Raw genomic sequence first — 15,585 nt, 5'->3', positions numbered from 1 at the left:
TTCTCCAGGTGCATGCCGATGTCGACCACGACCCGGGCGGCCCGGAAGCCCTGGCCGTCGAGCATGCCGAGCTTGTCGCCCGGGTCGGCGAGGTAGCCGAGCTCGTCCATCAGCCGCTCGGCGTACAGCGCCCAGCCCTCGCCGTGGCCAGAGACCCAGCACATCAACCGCTGCCAGCGGTTCAGCTTCTCCTTGCGGTAGGCCGTCTGGGCGACCTGCAGGTGGTGGCCGGGGACGCCCTCGTGGAACACCGTGGTGACCTCGCGCCAGGTGGAGAAGCTCTCGACGCCGTCCGGGACCGCCCACCACATGCGGCCGGGGCGGGAGAAGTCCTCGCTGGGTCCGGTGTAGTAGATGCCGCCGTCCGTGGTCGGCGCGATGCAGCACTCGATGCGGCGGACCGGCCCGGGGATGTCGAAGTGCGTGTCGGCCATGTCCTCGAGGGTGCGGGTGGCGAGGTCCTGCATCCACTCCCGGAAGTTCTCCTTGCCGGCGATCTGCCGGGCCGGGTCGGCCTCCAGGGCGGCGACCGCGTCGTCGACCGACCCGCCGGGGACGATCTCGCCGGCCACCCGGGCCATGTCGTCCTCGATGCGCTTGAGCTCCTCGAAGCCCCAGGCGTAGGTCTCCTCGAGGTCCACGGTGGCGCCGAGGAAGTAGCGCGAGCCGAGGGCGTAGCGCTCGCGGCCGACGGCGTCGCGCTCGCGGCCCCGCGGGGCGAGGTCCGCCCCCAGCCAGCGGCCGAAGTCGGCGAACGCCTCGCTGGCCCGGCGGGCGTGCCGGTCGAGCTCGCCGCGAAGACCGTCCACGTCGCTGCGGGCGGCGAGCCCGAGGAAGAAGTCGTCGCCCCCGTCCTGCCCGGTCCAGCTGCGCACCTGCTCGGCGACCGCGCCGAGCTGCCGGCGCGCCGAGACGTGGCCCTGGTCGGCGGCCTGCGACAGCGTCTCCCGGTAGCCCTCGAGGGCGGCCGGGACGGCCGCGAGCCGGGCGTCGATGTTCCTCCAGGCCTCCTCGCCCTCGGTGCTCATCAGGTCGAACACCGAGCGGACCTCGTGCAGGCCGCTGACGATCACCGACACCTCGGACTGCGGGACGTGGGCGTCGACCATCTCCACCTCGAGGCCGAGCCGCTCGAGGAACGCGTCCTTGGCGACCTGCTCGCGCTCGTCGCTCGGCGTCGCCGCGGTGGCGTCGGCCAGGGCCCGGCGGGTCAGGTCGGCGCGGGCGGCGTACCCGTCGGGGGAGAGGTCGGTGAGCACGTCCTCGTGGCCCGGCAGACCGATGAAGGTGGCGGCGATCGGGTCGAGGGCGGCGTACTCGTCGACGTACCGCTCGGCGAGGGCGTCGACGGGACGGGAGGGTGCGGGGTCGTGGGTCACGCGAGCACCCTAGACCCGGGTCCCCCCCACCGGTCCCGGGGGTTTCCCGGCCTGATCCGCGGTGCCCGCGACCACGTCGAGGCCCTCGCTGCCGAAGGCGCAGGCGGTCATGTCGGCGAGCGCCCCGGACTCGTCGACGTGCTCGGGTGCGCGCATCGCGAGCATCACGTTGAGCAGCATCCCGTGCGCCACGAAGGCGGTCGCCCGCTCGGGGGTGCAGCCGGTCCGGAGGATCACGTCGTAGATGTCGCCCATGCAGGCCCGCGCCCGCGCCCCGATCGCGTCGTCGTCGCCGGCGGCGAAGCCGTGCATCATCACCAGCAGGAAGTCCCGGTCGACGAGCAGGTCGGTGTAGGCGGTCCCGAGCCGGCCCCAGTCGTCCTCGTCCTCGGGGTCGAACGGCTGCTCGTCGAGGACCGCCTCGAACGCGTCCTGGATCCGCCGGGTGGCCCGCTCGAAGACCTCGAGGAACAGCGCGTGCTTGGTGCCGAACATCCGCACGACGTACGGCTGGGAGACGCCGGCCTCGCGCGCGACCACGTCGGTGCTGGTGCCGGCGTACCCGGTGCGCGCGAAGGCCCGGGTCGCGGCGGCGAGCACCTGGGTGCGTCGCTCGTCGGCGTTCATGCGGGGGACCGGGGTCTTCGGGGCAGACATGGTTGACAGGTTATCAGTTGATTACTTAGAGTGCCGATCTAAGTAATCATCCAATGCCTTCTTGGAGACGTGATGGCCTCTCTCACCACCCCGGCCCCGGTCGCCCGCGACCCGCAGCCGGTCCGACGGACCCGCGGCGCCAGGACGGTGCCGGTCTGGCTCGCCGTCGTCGCCACCTCGCTGCCGATGTTCATGGCCACCCTGGACAACCTGGTGATGACCAGCGCGCTGCCGGTGATCCGCACCGACCTCGCGGCGTCGGTGGACGACCTCGCGTGGTTCGTGAACGCCTACACGCTGAGCTTCGCCACGTTCATGCTGCCGATGGCCACCCTCGGCGACCGCTGGGGACGGCGCCGGATGATGCTCGGCGGGCTCACCCTGTTCACGCTGGCCTCGATCGCCTCCGCGCTCAGCCTGTCCTCCGGGGCGCTGATCGCCGCCCGCGCCGTGCAGGGCCTCGGGGCCGCCGCGGTGATGCCGCTGTCCCTGACCCTGCTCGCCGCAGCGGTCCCGGTCGCGATGCGGCCGGTGGCGATCGGCATCTGGGGCGGCGTGTCCGGGCTCGGCGTCGCGCTCGGCCCGGTGATCGGCGGCGCCGTCGTCGAGGGGGTCAGCTGGCAGGCGATCTTCTGGCTGAACGTCCCGGTGGCCCTGGTCGCCGCCCCGCTGCTGCGGTTCGCGGTGCCCGAGTCGTTCGGCCGTCGCCAGCGGCTCGACGTGCGCGGCACCCTGGTGCTCGGCGGCGCGGTGTTCCTCGGCATCTGGGGGATCGTGCACGGCAACGACGACGGCTGGGGCTCGGTGCGGGTGCTGGTGCCGCTGGTCGGGGCGGCGCTGCTGGTGCCGGGGTACGTCGCGCACGCCCGGTCCACCTCCCGGCGCGACTTCGCGGTGCTGCCGCTGCGGCTGTTCGCGTCCCGCGGGTTCTCGGTGGCGAACGTGATCGGGCTCAGCTTCACCATCGGGATGTTCGGCGCGGTGTTCCTGCTGGCCCAGAACCTGCAGATCGTGATGGGCTACAGCCCGCTGGAGGCCGGCCTGCGGACCCTGCCGTGGACCGCGGCGCCGATGCTGGTCGCGCCGGTCGCCGGGATGCTGGCCTCGCGGACCGGGCTGCGGGTGCTGCTGGTGAGCGGGCTGGTCCTGCAGGCCGGTGCGCTGGTGTGGCTCGCCGTGGTGACCGAGGCGGGATCGACGTACGCCTCGTTCGTGCCGGGCCTGGTGATGGCCGGCGTGGGCATGGGGCTGACCTTCGCGCCGAGCGCCACCGCGGTCCTCGACGGGATGTCCGACGACGACTTCGGGACCGCGAGCTCGGCGAACTCCACGATCCGGGAGTTCGGCGTGGCCCTCGGCGTCGCCGGGCTGACCGCGGTGTTCCTCGGCAACGGCGGCGAGCTCACGCCGACCGGGTACACCGGTGCGATCGGCCCGGCCCTGCTCGTCGGCGCGGCCGCCGTCGGGGTGGCGGTGGTGGCCGCCCTCTTCGCCCCCGGCCGTCCCCGCACCCCCTGACCCGGCGCCTCTGGCGGCCGGACCGCCCCCGACCCGGCGCCTCTGGTTGCCTGTCAGCAACCAGAGTCGCCGGGTCGGCGGCTTTCGGGCAACCAGAGTCGCCGGGTCAGCGGGGGAGGGAGCTGGCGCGCCAGCCGCCGCGGCCGGCCGCGAGGGGGGTGCGGTGGCCGCGGGCGGGGGCCGACCACGGGGAGACCGGCTTCGCCGCGGTCGTGACCTGCGCGGCCGCCACGGCGGAGACGACCGCGACCAGGGCGGCCAGCTCCTCGTCGCTCGGGTCGCCCTTGACCACGCGCAGCAGCGGGCGCTGCGGTTCCGCCGCCAGAGTCGCCGGGTCGGCGTCCGGGCCGGTCACAGGGCCGGTCACAGGGCCGGTCACAGGGCCGGTCACAGGGCCGGTCACAGGGGGGATGTTCCCGTGCTTCTTGGGCGGCAGGGTCTCGCGCTTGGAGCGCAGCAGCCGCAGGGCCCGGACGATCTCGCCGCGGGTCTCGTGCGGCTGGATGACCGCGTCGATGTAGCCCCGCTCGGCGGCGAGGTAGGGGTTGGCCAGGTGGTCCTCGTACTCCTGCACCAGCTCGGCGCGCTTGGCGTCGGCGTCGTCGGCGTCCGCGAGCTCGGAGCGGTACAGGATGTTGACCGCGCCCTGCGCGCCCATCACGGCGATCTGCGCGGTCGGCCAGGCGAGGTTCATGTCGGCGCCGAGGTGCTTGGAGCCCATCACGTCGTACGCGCCGCCGTAGGCCTTGCGGGTGATCACGGTGATCAGCGGCACGGTCGCCTCGGCGTAGGCGTAGATCAGCTTCGCGCCGCGGCGGATGATGCCGTTCCACTCCTGGTCGGTGCCGGGCAGGAAGCCGGGTACGTCGACGAAGGTCAGCACCGGCACGTTGAACGCGTCGCAGGTGCGCACGAAGCGGGCGGCCTTCTCGGAGGCGTCGATGTCGAGGGTGCCGGCGAACTGCATCGGCTGGTTGGCCACCACGCCGACGGGCCGGCCCTCGACCCGGCCGAAGCCGATCAGCAGGTTCGGCGCGAACAGCGGCTGGACCTCGAGGAACTCGCCGTCGTCGACGACCGACTCGATCACCGTGTGCATGTCGTAGGGCTGGTTGGGCGAGTCCGGGATCAGCGTGTCCAGCGCCCGGTCCTCCTCGCCGATCTCCAGGTCGGCCACCTCGTCGTAGGTCAACGGCTCGTCGAGGTTGTTCTGCGGGAGGAAGCCGATGAGCGCCTTGACGTAGTCGATCGCGTCGGACTCGTCGGAGCCCATGTAGTGCGCGTTGCCGGACTTGGTGTTGTGCGACCGGGCGCCGCCCAGGTCCTCCATCGAGACGTCCTCGCCGGTGACGGTCTTGATCACGTCGGGTCCGGTGATGAACATGTGCGAGGTCTGGTCGACCATCACGGTGAAGTCGGTGACGGCGGGGGAGTACACCGCGCCACCGGCGCAGGGGCCCATGATCAAGGAGATCTGCGGGATCACGCCGGACGCGTGCACGTTGCGCCGGAAGATCTCGCCGTACAGGCCGAGCGAGACCACACCCTCCTGGATGCGCGCGCCGCCGGAGTCGTTGATGCCGATGATCGGGCACCCGGTCTTCATGGCGAGGTCCATGACCTTGACGATCTTCTCGCCGAAGACCTGTCCCAGCGAGCCGCCGAACACCGTGAAGTCCTGGGCGAACACGCACACCTGGCGGCCGTCGATGGTGCCGTAGCCGGTGACCACGCCGTCGCCGTAGGGCCGGTTCTTCTCCAGGCCGAACGCCGTCGAGCGGTGCCGGGCCAGCTCGTCGAGCTCCACGAAGGAGTCCTCGTCGAGCAGCTCGAGGACCCGTTCGCGGGCTGTCTTCTTGCCCTTGGCGTGCTGCTTCTCGATGGCCCGCTCGGAGCCCGCGTGCACGGCCTCGTGCAGCCGCCGGTCGAGGTCGGCGACCTTGCCGGCGGTGGTGTGGATGTCGATGCCCTCGGGCACCTCGGTGCCCTGACCCGGCTGGTCGTCGGACGGCATCTCCTGGGCGGGCTTCGCTGATCCTTGGCTCACGGGGTGCAATCTAGTGCCTGTGTCGATCCCCCCTCCCAGCCGCCCACCGCTCGACCCGGCCGCCCTGGTCGCCCCCGGCTGGCGCGTCGAGGTGGTGCCGGAGTCCCCGTCGACGAACGCCGACGTGGCCCTGCGGGCGCGCGCCGGCGAGGCGCCCGGACTGGTCGTCGTGACCGAGCACCAGACCGCCGGGCGGGGCCGCCTGGACCGGGTGTGGGTCACCCCGCCGCGCGCCGCCCTGACGTTCTCCCTCCTGGTCCGGCCCGAGGCGGTGCCGGTCGCGCGCTGGCCGTGGCTGCCGCTGCTGACCGGGCTGGCCGTCGTCGAGGGGGTACGTCGCAGCAGCCCGCTCGACGCGGTGCTCAAGTGGCCCAACGACGTGCTCGTCGAGGAGCGCAAGGTCGCCGGCATCCTGGTCGAGCGGGTCGAGGCACCGGACGGGGCGGCGGCCGTCGTCGGCGTCGGGCTCAACGTGTCCTCGACCCCGGACGAGCTGCCGGTGCCCACGGCCACCTCCCTGGAGCTCGCGGGCGCCCCGCCGGTGGACCGCTCGGCGCTGCTCGTCGCGGTGCTGACCGCCTTCTCCGACCTGTACGGCGGCTGGGTCGGCGCCGCGGGACAGGGCCTGCGCCCGTCGTACACCCGGAGCTGCTCGACGATCGGCCGGGACGTCCGGGTCGACCTGCCCGGCGGGGCGCCGCTGCACGGCCGGGCCCTCGACGTCGACGAGGACGGCCGGCTGCTGGTCGACGACGGGAGCCGGGTGCACGCGCTGGGCGCCGGCGACGTCGTGCACGTCCGCCCGGTCTGAGGGGCGCTGCGTGTCATGATTCCCCGGTGGTGATCTCCCAGCGGCTCCTCAACGACGGCGAGCAGGTCGTGGTGTCCACCCGCACCCACGTCAAGGCGCTGCTGCTGCCGGCCCTCTGGCTGATCCTGGTCGCCGCGATCGCCGGCTTCGTCTCGACGTTCCCGTCCGGCCGCGCGCGTCCGCTGCTGCTCGCGGTGATCTGGATGCTGGCGCTGGTCGTCGTGCTCCGGCTCGTGGTCCAGCCGTTCCTGCGCTGGATGACGACCTCCTACACCGTCACCGACCGGCGGCTGATCACCCGGACCGGCATCCTGAGCCGCCGCGGGCACGACATCCCGCTGGCCAGGATCAACGACGTCGCCTACGAGCACGGGCTGGTCGACCGGATGCTCGGCTGCGGCACCCTGGTGGTCTCCGACGCCAGCGAGCGCGGGAGCGTCCGGCTCCACGACATCCCGCACGCCGAGCAGGTGCACCTCGCGATCAGCGACCTGCTCTTCGGGCACACCGACGACGCACGGGAACGCCGCCTCGATGACGGAACCTGAGCCCCGCTTCACCCGCCAGGCGCTCGAGGGCGCGATCCTCGGCGAGAACCCGTCGCTCACCAGCGAGGAGGTCGCCGAGGCGGCCGGCGTGACCTTGGAGGAGGCCCGCCGGCTCTGGCGGGCGCTGGGCTTCCCCGACGCCGGCGACCAGGCCGCGTTCACCGACGGCGACCGCGCGGCGCTGAGCACCATGGTCGGCGCCGTGGACCGCGGGGCGATCGACTTCGACACCGCGGTGCGCCTGACCCGCGCGGTCGGCCAGACGATGGCGCGGCTCGCCGACTGGGAGGTGGCCACCCTCTCGGCCCGGGTCGAGCAGCTGGAGGCCGGCGACCAGGCCACCGGCAGCCGGGTGGGCAGCGCGCTGCGGCTCGTCGAGGAGGTCGGCGTGCCGTTCGAGCAGCTGCTGATCTACTCGTGGCGCCGGCACCTCGCGGCCGCGGTCGCCCGCGTCGAGGCGCTCGGCGCCAACGACTCCGACCTGCACACCACCGAGGTCACGGTGGGCTTCGCCGACCTGGTCCGGTTCACCGCGCTGTCCAACGAGCTCGACGAGGACCGGATCGGCGACCTGGTCGAGATCTTCGAGTCGCGCTGCGCCGACGTGGTCGCCCAGCAGCGCGGCCGGGTGATCAAGACGCTGGGCGACTCGGTGCTGTTCGTCTCCGAGGACCCGACCCGGGCGATGGACATCGCGCTGAACATCGTCGACGTGATCGGGCACGACAGCCGGCTGCCCGACGTCCGGCTGGGGCTCGCCACCGGTTCGGTGATCATGCAGCTCGGCGATGTGTTCGGCCCGCCGGTGAACATGGCCGCGCGGCTCACCGGGGTGGCCCGGCGCAACCGGGTGATCACCGACCGGGCCACCTCCGACCGGCTCTCTCCGGGGCTGTTCGACTCGCGGCTGCTGCCGGCCCGCCCGCTGCGCGGGTTCGGGATCGTCGAGCCGGTCGCCGTACGCCGGCACTGAGCGGTCTGCGGACGCTCGCCGCTGCCCCGTTCGGAAGCCGAACGCCCGGAATGACTAGACCCGGGAGTAGTCATTCCGGGTCAATCTGGGAGTTCCCCATCCGGTGTCCGTTTTGTCTCTTTACGCTCATCCCATGATGAGTGTGCAGGGCGTGGAGCTCGACGAGACCGCGCGTCGCGTGTGGCGCGACGGGATCGAGATCCGGATGTCCAACAAGGAGTTCGACCTGCTGCATGCCCTGATCAGCCGGCCCGGGGAGATCGTCACCCGCGAGGAGCTGATGCGCGACGTGTGGCAGACCAACTTCTGGACGTCCGCGAAGACCATCGACGTGCACCTCGGCTGGGTCCGCAAGAAGCTCGGGGACGACACCCGGCGCCCGACCCTGATCACCACGATCCGCGGCCGCGGGCTGCGCTTCGAGACCGTCGCCCCGGTGTACGCCGACGTGGCCGCCCGCATCGCCAAGACGGCCTCCTGACCCGACCCGACCGGCGCCTGGTTACGCTCGTCGCGTGACCGCCCCCTCCTCCGTCCCGACCCCTGCTCTCGCGGTCATCGGCGGGGGGGCAGCTGGCCCGGATGATGGCGCAGGCCGCCATCGCCCTCGGCGTCCCCATCCGGCTGCTCGCCGAGGGCCCCGACGTCTCCGCCGCGCAGGTCGTGCGCGACCCGCTGGTCGGCGACTACCGCGACCTCGCCACGCTCCGCACCGTCGCGGAGGGCTGCTCGGTGGTCACCTTCGACCACGAGCACGTGCCCACCGAGCACCTGCACACGCTCACCGAGGAGGGGCACGCCTGCCGGCCCGGCCCCGACGCCCTGGTGCACGCCCAGGACAAGTCCGTGATGCGGGCCCGGCTGGACGCCCTCGGCGTGCCCAGCCCGCGGCACCGGGTGGTCGCCGACACCGCGGAGGCGGTCGCCTTCGCCGCCTCGGTGGGCGGCTTCCCCGTCGTGCTCAAGACCACCCGCGGCGGCTACGACGGCAAGGGCGTCTGGGTGGTCTCCTCCGAGGACGACTGCGCCGACGCGTTCGCGGTCGCCGAGTCCACGGGGGTGCAGATCCTCGCCGAGGAAAAGGTCGACTTCCGGCGCGAGCTGTCCGCGCTGGTGGCCCGCTCGCCCTCCGGCCAGGTCGCGGCCTACCCCGTCGTGGAGTCGGTGCAGCGCGACGGCGTCTGCTGGGAGGTCACCGCCCCCGCGCCCGACCTCGACGAGACCCTCGCCGTCGAGGCGCAGCGGATCGCGATGCGTGTGGCCGGCGAGCTCGATGTCACCGGCATCCTCGCGGTGGAGATGTTCGAGACCACCGACGGACGGGTGCTGGTCAACGAGCTCGCGATGCGCCCGCACAACACCGGGCACTGGAGCATGGACGGGGCGGTCACCGGGCAGTTCGAGAACCACCTGCGCGCGGTCCTCGACCTGCCGCTCGGCTCGCCGGCTCCCCGCGCGCCCTGGACGGTGATGGTGAACATCCTCGGCGGCGACCACGGCGCGGTCTCGGAGAACCTGTACGGCGGCTACCCGCACGCCTTCGCGCGCGACCCGGGCCTCAAGGTGCACCTGTACGGCAAGGACGTGAAGCCCGGCCGCAAGGTCGGCCACGTCACGGCCTACGGCGACGACCTGGACGACGTGCGCGAGCGGGCGAGGCACGCGGCCGCGTGGTTCCGCGGCGACCTAGGGATGGAGAGCGCATGAACACCCAGGTCGGGATCGTCATGGGGTCGGACTCCGACTGGCCGACGATGAAGGCGGCCGCCGATGCGCTCGAGGAGTTCGGGGTCGGCTTCGAGGCCGACGTCGTCTCGGCGCACCGGATGCCCGAGGAGATGCTGGCCTACGGCAAGGACGCCGCGGGCCGCGGGCTGCAGGTGATCATCGCCGGCGCCGGCGGGGCCGCCCACCTGCCCGGCATGCTGGCCGCCGTCACCCCGCTCCCGGTCATCGGCGTCCCGGTGGCCCTGAAGTACCTCGACGGCATGGACTCGCTGCTCTCGATCGTGCAGATGCCGGCCGGGGTGCCGGTCGCGACGGTCGCGGTCGGCAACGCGCGCAACGCCGGCCTGCTCGCCGTCCGCATCCTGGCGGCGTCCGACGAGTCGCTGCGCACCAAGATGGTGGAGTTCCAGGCCTCGCTGCGCGAGAGCGCGCACGAGAAGGGCAAGGTCGTCCGCAACCAGACGCAGCGCTCGATCGGCTTCTGACCGGCGCGGTCACCCCGGGACGAGCCCCGTGTGCTCGGCGGCGAACGCGAGCTGGTCGGTGCACTCGGCCACCACCACCGAGACCGGCTTGCCCAGGCCGTGCCCCGCGGCGGTCTCGATCCGGGCCAGCACGGGACCGTCCCCGGCGTGCGCGTGCTGCAGCGCCGCGGTGAACTTGAAGCTGTGCGCCGGCACCACCCGGTCGTCGTGGTCGCCGGTGGTCACCAGCGTCGCCGGGTAGGCCGTCCCCTCGCGGACGTTGTGCAGCGGCGAGTAGGCCAGCAGCGTCTCGAACATCGCCGGGTCCTCGGGGGACCCGAAGTCGGAGATCCAGGCCGCGCCGATCGTGAACAGGTGGAAGCGCAGCATGTCCATCACGCCCACGGCGGGCAGCGCGACCGCCGCCACGTCGGGCCGCTGGGTGATCACCGCGCCGACCAGCAGACCACCGTTGCTGCCGCCGTGCAGCGCGAGCTGCGCCCGGGTCGTGACGCCTTCGGCCACCAGGTGGTCGGCGACCGCGAGGAAGTCGTCGAAGACGTTCTGCTTGCGCTCGAGCCGCCCCGCGTCGTGCCAGGCGGCACCGAACTCGCCACCGCCGCGCAGGTTCGCGATCACCAGCACGCCGCCGGCCGCGAGCCAGCCGGCGAAGACCGGCCGGAACGTCGCCAGCTCGGGGATGTCGAAGCCGCCGTAGCCGTAGAGCAGCGTGGGGCGCGGTGCGTCCAGCGGCAGGTCCGCGCGACGGACCAGGAAGTAGGGCACCTCGGTGCCGTCGGTGCTCGTCGCCCGACGCCGCTCGGTGACCACCTCGGGGGCGGTCCAGTCGGTGTCCCCGGCCGGCTCGAGCCCGGTGAGCTCCTTGACGTCGCCACCGGCCAGGTCGAGCCGGTAGGCCGTCGTACGCCGCATCACCGACGACATGCCGAGGAACACCTCGTCGTCGTCGACGTCGCCGTTGAGCGCGACCACCGCACCGCCGGGCACGTCGACGGTGCCGAGCACCGAGCCGTCCAGGGCGTACCGCGTCAGCCGGGGCTGTACGTCGACCAGGTGCACGGCGAGCAGCTCCCCGCCGACGGCGTGCACCCCGCGCAGTGCGGAGTCGCTCTCGGGGACGACGTCGACGAGGTCCGCGCGGCCGGTGTCGGGGAACGCCGTGAGGTCCAGCCGGACCACCCGGCCCAGAGGCGCGTCGAGGTCGGTCCAGAGGTAGACCTGGTCGCCGTCGAAGCGCACCGGGTCGAAGCCGGCGACCGCCTCGTCGACGACCTTGAGGGGCTCGCCGATCACGGTGGCGCCGTCGGAAGTCTGCACCGGGTAGAACCACAGCCGGTTCTTCTCCGAGGTGCCCTCGTGCAGCGAGACCGCGAGCCAGCGGCCGTCGTGCGAGAGGGTCGGGCCGATGCTGATCCGGGGGTTCTCGGGGATCTCGAGGACCAGCTCGTCGTTGTCCTGCGGCTCGCCGACGTAGTGCCGCCGCAGCTGGCCGCCGGGCAGCGCGGCCGCCTCGGTGCCGACGCCGGAGCCCTCGGTCGGGAAGTAGAGGTAGAGGTAGGAGGAGTTGTCGGGCAGCCAGGTCGCCTCGCTGAACTTCACCTTGCGGACCACGTCGTCGACCTCGTGGCCGCCGGCGAGGTCGAGCAGCCGGATGCTGCTCCAGTCGCTGCCGCCGTCGCTGACCAGGAAGGCCAGCCAGCGGCCGTCCTCGCTGGCGTGGTAGCCGGCCAGGGAGGAGGTGCCGTCCTCGGAGAACGTGTTCGGGTCCAGCAGCAGCCGGCCGCCGTGCCGGAGCTCGTCGAGCGTGTCCGCGACGAACCAGAGGTCCTGCTGCTGCGAGCCGTCGTTGCGGCTGACGACGTAGCGGCCGCCGACCTTGTCGGGGGTGCCCGCGCGCGGGCGGCCGACGACACCGGTCATCGTGCGGCGGAACCACTCGCGGGACCCCAGGGCGTCCAGGTGCTCGCGGCTGTGCCGGTTCTGCTCCACGACCCAGGCGCGGGTCTCGGGGGGAGTCGGGGTCCTCCAGCCACCGGTACGGGTCGGCGACCTGCTGCCCGTGCAGCGTGTCGACGGTGTCGTCGCGGCGGGCCTGCGGCGCGGCCATCAGGCACCCGCCGCCGCGAGCCGGGGCCACTCGATGGCCGGGCAGGTGTCCATCACCATCGGGACGCCGGCCTCGGTGGTGCGCCGGAAGGCGTCGTGGTCGACGACCCCGAGCTGGAACCACACGCCCCGGGCGCCGATCGCGACGGCCTGGTCGGCGAAGGCGCCGGCGTGCTCCGAGCGGCGGAACACGTCGACGACGTCGACCTCGAAGGGCACGTCGGCGAGCGCGGCGTACCCCTGCTCGCCGAGGACCGTCGGGGCGTCGGGGTGCACGGGCACGATCCGCTTGCCCTGCTGCTGCAGGAAGTGCGCGATCCGGTGGGCCGTGCGGTCGGGGTTGCCGGACAGGCCGACCACCGCCCAGGTCTCGCACTCCTCGAGCAGGAAGCGGATGGTGTCCCGGTCGAGCCAGGGTGTGGGTGCCATGGTGCAGACGGTACCGACCCGCCAAGATGGGGCGCGGGAGGGAGGTCACGCCGTGCCGCAGCCGCTCCGGCGGCGGTCGTGGGTGCTCGGGCTCGTGACGGTCGCCCTGACGTGCGTCGCCGGGTGCCTGCCCGCCGGTCCGCAGCGCGCCTCCCCGCAGCCCGGGGTGAGCGGATCGCCGGGCGCCGGGCGGTCCGCGACCACGGCCGCCGTACGACGGATGCTGTCGGCCGTCGTCGCCACCCACGTCGCACCGGGTGTGGTCGTCGTGCTGCGGCGCGGCGGCCACGTCCAGGTGCTCACCGCCGGAGCGGCCGACGTGGGGACGGGCGCGGCGATGACCTCGGACCGGAGGTTCCACGTCGCGAGCCTGACCAAGCCGGTGGTCGCCGCGGCCGTGATGCGGCTGGTGCAGCGCGGCGACCTGTTCCTCGACGACACCGTGGCGGAGTGGCTGCCCGGGCTGCTCCCGGCGGGGGACCGGATCACGGTCGCCGACCTGCTGTCCCACACCAGCGGGCTCGCGGAGTACAACCGGGTCCCGGCGGCCTGGCCGGTCCTGAAGCGGCACCCGGTCGACCAGCAGGCGCTGGTCGCCGCCGCCGGCCGGGCGCCGCCGACGTTCCAGCCGGGGCAGGGGCAGTCCTACTCCAACACCAACTACGCGGTGCTCGGGATGGTCGTCGAGCGGGTCACCGGCCGACCCCTCGCACGGGTGCTGGACCGGGAGGTGTTCGGCCCGCTCGGGATGCGCAGCGCGTCGTTGCGGCGGGCCCGGATCGACGAGCCGCCGGTCGCACACGGCTACGCCTACGGGGCGGACACCACCGGGTGGGACCTGACGTGGGGCTGGGCGGCCGCCGGGCTGGTGAGCGACGCCCCGGACGTCGACCGGTTCTTCCACGCGCTGTTCACCGGCCGGCTCCTCGCGCCGCGGCTCGTCGACGAGATGGCCCGGCCGCGGGCCGGCTGGCTGGGGCAGTGGTCGGGCTACGGGCTCGGGTTGGCCCGGCTGCCCACCCGGTGCGGTCCCGCGGTCGGTCACACGGGCGACGTCTCGGGCTACGTGTCGGCGGCCTACACGCGCCGGGACGCCGACGTCTCGGTGGTGCTGGTGGCGACCACCGACCGGGACCTCCGGGCAGGCCTGCTGCACGACGTGCTGGAGACCGCGCTGTGCGGTGTCTGAGGCGCCCCGCACGTGGCGTATCCGACACCCGCAGCAGGGCTACTGAGCAGTAGGATCCGAGCATGAACGACTATCCGTTGTACGCGCTGTCCGAGGAGCACCAGGCGATCCGCGAGGCCGTGCGTGCGGTCTGCGACGCCAAGGTCGCCCCGCACGCGGCCGAGGTCGACGAGCTCAGCGAGTTCCCGCAGGCGGCGTACGACGCACTGGTCGCCTCGGACTTCGCCGCGCCGCACATCGGCGAGGAGTACGGCGGCGCGGGGGCCGACGCGCTCGCGACCTGCATCGTCATCGAGGAGATCGCCCGGGCCTGCGCCTCGTCGTCGCTGATCCCCGGTGTCAACAAGCTCGGCACGATGCCGATCATCCTGGCCGGCTCCGAGGAGCTGAAGAAGAAGTACCTCTCCCCGGTCGCGGCCGGCACCGCGATGTTCTCCTACTGCCTGTCCGAGCCCGAGGCCGGCTCGGACGCCGCCGCCATGAAGACCCGCGCCGTGCGCGAGGGCGACGAGTGGGTCCTCAACGGCGTGAAGCGCTGGATCACCAACGCCGGCGTCTCGGAGTACTACACGGTCTTCGCGGTCACCGACCCCGCCAAGCGGTCCACCGGCATCTCGGCGTTCGTGGTCGAGAAGTCCGACCCCGGCGTCTCCTTCGGTGCCCCGGAGAAGAAGCTCGGGATCAAGGGGTCCCCGACCCGCGAGGTCTACTTCGACAACGTGCGGATCCCCGCGGACCGGATCATCGGAGCGGAGGGCACCGGCTTCCTGACCGCGATGCGCACCCTGGACCACACCCGCGTGACGATCGCCGCGCAGGCCGTCGGCATCGCCCAGGGCGCCCTGGACTACGCGCTGGACTACGCCCAGGAGCGCACCCAGTTCGGCAAGCCGATCGCCGACTTCCAGGGCCTCCAGTTCATGCTCGCCGACATGGGCATGAAGGTGGAGGCGGCCCGCCAGCTCACCTACGCCGCGGCCGGCCGCTCCGAGCGCAACGACAAGGACCTCACGTTCTTCGGCGCCGCCGCGAAGTGCTTCGCCTCGGACACCGCGATGGCGGTCACCGTGGACGCGGTGCAGGTCCTCGGCGGCTACGGGTTCACCAAGGACTACCCGGTCGAGCGGATGATGCGCGACGCCAAGATCACCCAGATCTACGAGGGCACCAACCAGGTGCAGCGGATCGTGATGGCACGGCAGCTGCTGGCAGGGATCCAGAGCGAGCTCTGATCTGCCCGGGCATCCAGCGGTCCCGGTCGTCGGATCGGCTCAGCTGATGATGCCGTGGGCCAGGTTCCACTTGCGGGCGCCCTGGTAGCCGTCCACCATCCCCCAGATCCAGAAGCCCAGCAGGCCGAGGAAGCCGATCAGCACGATTGTGAGCACCCAGCTGACGATCCAGCAGAGGAGGATCGCCACGCCCTTGCCCGCCTCGCCGTTGATCATGCTGCCCAGCCCGGGCAGGAAGAATGACGCGAGCAGGGACAGGCCAGGGCTCTTGGGGGCTACCTGCATCGGCGGGTAGGCGCCGTACGGGACGGGGGCGGTGACGTAGCCCTGGGGCGGGTACGGCGGCTGCCCGGGGTGCTGCGGCTGGCCGTACGGGACCGGACCCTGTGCCGGGTGCTGGGGTGGCTGCCCGTACGGCGCCATCGGCTGCGTGTAGCCGGAGGGCTCGGGCGTGGTGTGGTCGCTCATCGGGGTCCGTTCGTC

At 72.8% G+C, this 15,585-nt stretch carries 14 protein-coding genes and 3 pseudogenes; 9 read left to right on the top strand and 8 right to left on the bottom strand.

Annotation, left to right across the window (positions count from 1 at the left end; genetic code table 11):
- Window positions 1–59: 59 nt before the first annotated feature.
- A pseudogene (locus tag KRR39_RS14765) lies at window positions 60–1,259 on the bottom strand (DUF885 domain-containing protein); the annotation flags it as partial.
- Between the two features lie 129 nt (window positions 1,260–1,388).
- On the bottom strand, window positions 1,389–2,036 hold the full coding sequence (locus tag KRR39_RS14760; protein WP_254185160.1) for a TetR/AcrR family transcriptional regulator: 648 nt from the start codon (window positions 2,034–2,036) through the stop codon (window positions 1,389–1,391).
- Between the two features lie 72 nt (window positions 2,037–2,108).
- Here KRR39_RS14760 and KRR39_RS14755 point away from each other — a divergent pair, with 72 nt between their 5' ends.
- Window positions 2,109–3,554: an MFS transporter gene (locus KRR39_RS14755; RefSeq protein WP_216937995.1), complete on the top strand. Its 1,446-nt coding sequence runs from the start codon at window positions 2,109–2,111 to the stop codon at window positions 3,552–3,554.
- A gap of 106 nt (window positions 3,555–3,660) precedes the next feature.
- Here the strand turns inward: KRR39_RS14755 and KRR39_RS14750 are convergent, their stop codons facing one another.
- On the bottom strand, window positions 3,661–5,568 hold the full coding sequence (locus tag KRR39_RS14750) for an acyl-CoA carboxylase epsilon subunit (RefSeq protein WP_367303745.1): 1,908 nt from the start codon (window positions 5,566–5,568) through the stop codon (window positions 3,661–3,663).
- A 52-nt stretch (window positions 5,569–5,620) separates the two neighbouring features.
- Between KRR39_RS14750 and KRR39_RS14745 the strand changes: the two genes are divergently transcribed.
- The 6 genes from KRR39_RS14745 to purE all read left to right on the top strand — a co-directional run bounded on the left by KRR39_RS14745 (window position 5,621) and on the right by purE (window position 10,146).
- A complete protein-coding gene (locus tag KRR39_RS14745) occupies window positions 5,621–6,412 on the top strand; it encodes a biotin--[acetyl-CoA-carboxylase] ligase (RefSeq protein WP_254185159.1) in 792 nt (263 codons plus the stop codon).
- Between the two features lie 26 nt (window positions 6,413–6,438).
- On the top strand, window positions 6,439–6,960 hold the full coding sequence (locus tag KRR39_RS14740; protein ID WP_216937991.1) for a PH domain-containing protein: 522 nt from the start codon (window positions 6,439–6,441) through the stop codon (window positions 6,958–6,960).
- Entirely contained in the window at window positions 6,947–7,933 is a 987-nt protein-coding gene (locus KRR39_RS14735; RefSeq protein ID WP_216937990.1) for an adenylate/guanylate cyclase domain-containing protein, read from the top strand. The genes KRR39_RS14740 and KRR39_RS14735 overlap by 14 nt, the downstream gene beginning before the upstream one ends.
- Window positions 7,934–8,066: 133 nt before the next feature.
- Window positions 8,067–8,414, top strand: a complete 348-nt coding sequence (locus tag KRR39_RS14730; protein WP_216937988.1) for a winged helix-turn-helix domain-containing protein — start codon at window positions 8,067–8,069, stop codon at window positions 8,412–8,414.
- Window positions 8,415–8,515: 101 nt separating this feature from the next.
- Entirely contained in the window at window positions 8,516–9,640 is a 1,125-nt protein-coding gene (locus KRR39_RS14725; RefSeq protein WP_216937986.1) for a 5-(carboxyamino)imidazole ribonucleotide synthase, read from the top strand.
- Window positions 9,637–10,146: a 5-(carboxyamino)imidazole ribonucleotide mutase gene (gene purE / locus KRR39_RS14720; RefSeq protein WP_216937984.1), complete on the top strand. Its 510-nt coding sequence runs from the start codon at window positions 9,637–9,639 to the stop codon at window positions 10,144–10,146. The genes KRR39_RS14725 and purE overlap by 4 nt, the downstream gene beginning before the upstream one ends.
- A 9-nt stretch (window positions 10,147–10,155) precedes the next feature.
- Here purE and KRR39_RS26560 read toward each other — a convergent pair whose 3' ends face one another.
- The 4 genes and pseudogenes from KRR39_RS26560 to KRR39_RS14710 form a co-directional block, all read right to left on the bottom strand.
- Window positions 10,156–10,911 (bottom strand): prolyl oligopeptidase family serine peptidase, encoded by a 756-nt coding sequence (locus tag KRR39_RS26560; protein WP_436972058.1) that lies wholly within the window; start codon window positions 10,909–10,911, stop codon window positions 10,156–10,158.
- Window positions 10,912–11,019: 108 nt separating this feature from the next.
- Window positions 11,020–12,153, bottom strand: a pseudogene (locus tag KRR39_RS26555) (prolyl oligopeptidase family protein); the annotation flags it as partial.
- Window positions 12,154–12,178: 25 nt separating this feature from the next.
- A pseudogene (locus tag KRR39_RS24945) lies at window positions 12,179–12,253 on the bottom strand (hypothetical protein); the annotation flags it as partial.
- Entirely contained in the window at window positions 12,253–12,681 is a 429-nt protein-coding gene (locus KRR39_RS14710; protein ID WP_216937982.1) for a CoA-binding protein, read from the bottom strand. The pseudogene KRR39_RS24945 and the gene KRR39_RS14710, both read right to left, overlap by 1 nt.
- A 52-nt stretch (window positions 12,682–12,733) precedes the next feature.
- Between KRR39_RS14710 and KRR39_RS14705 the strand changes: the two genes are divergently transcribed.
- Both KRR39_RS14705 and KRR39_RS14700 read left to right on the top strand, forming a co-directional pair.
- Window positions 12,734–13,870, top strand: a complete 1,137-nt coding sequence (locus tag KRR39_RS14705; RefSeq protein ID WP_216937979.1) for a serine hydrolase domain-containing protein — start codon at window positions 12,734–12,736, stop codon at window positions 13,868–13,870.
- Window positions 13,871–13,932: 62 nt separating this feature from the next.
- A complete protein-coding gene (locus KRR39_RS14700) occupies window positions 13,933–15,102 on the top strand; it encodes an acyl-CoA dehydrogenase family protein (protein WP_216937978.1) in 1,170 nt (389 codons plus the stop codon).
- 39 nt (window positions 15,103–15,141) lie between these two features.
- Here the strand turns inward: KRR39_RS14700 and KRR39_RS14695 are convergent, their stop codons facing one another.
- Window positions 15,142–15,570 carry a hypothetical protein gene (locus tag KRR39_RS14695; protein WP_216937976.1) on the bottom strand — a complete coding sequence of 143 codons (429 nt, stop codon included), beginning with the start codon at window positions 15,568–15,570 and terminating at the stop codon, window positions 15,142–15,144.
- Between the last annotated feature and the right edge of the window lie 15 nt (window positions 15,571–15,585).

This window comes from Nocardioides panacis, assembly GCF_019039255.1.
Classification (GTDB): domain Bacteria; phylum Actinomycetota; class Actinomycetes; order Propionibacteriales; family Nocardioidaceae; genus Nocardioides_B; species Nocardioides_B panacis.
This window is presented reverse-complemented; position numbering and strand designations above follow the sequence as displayed.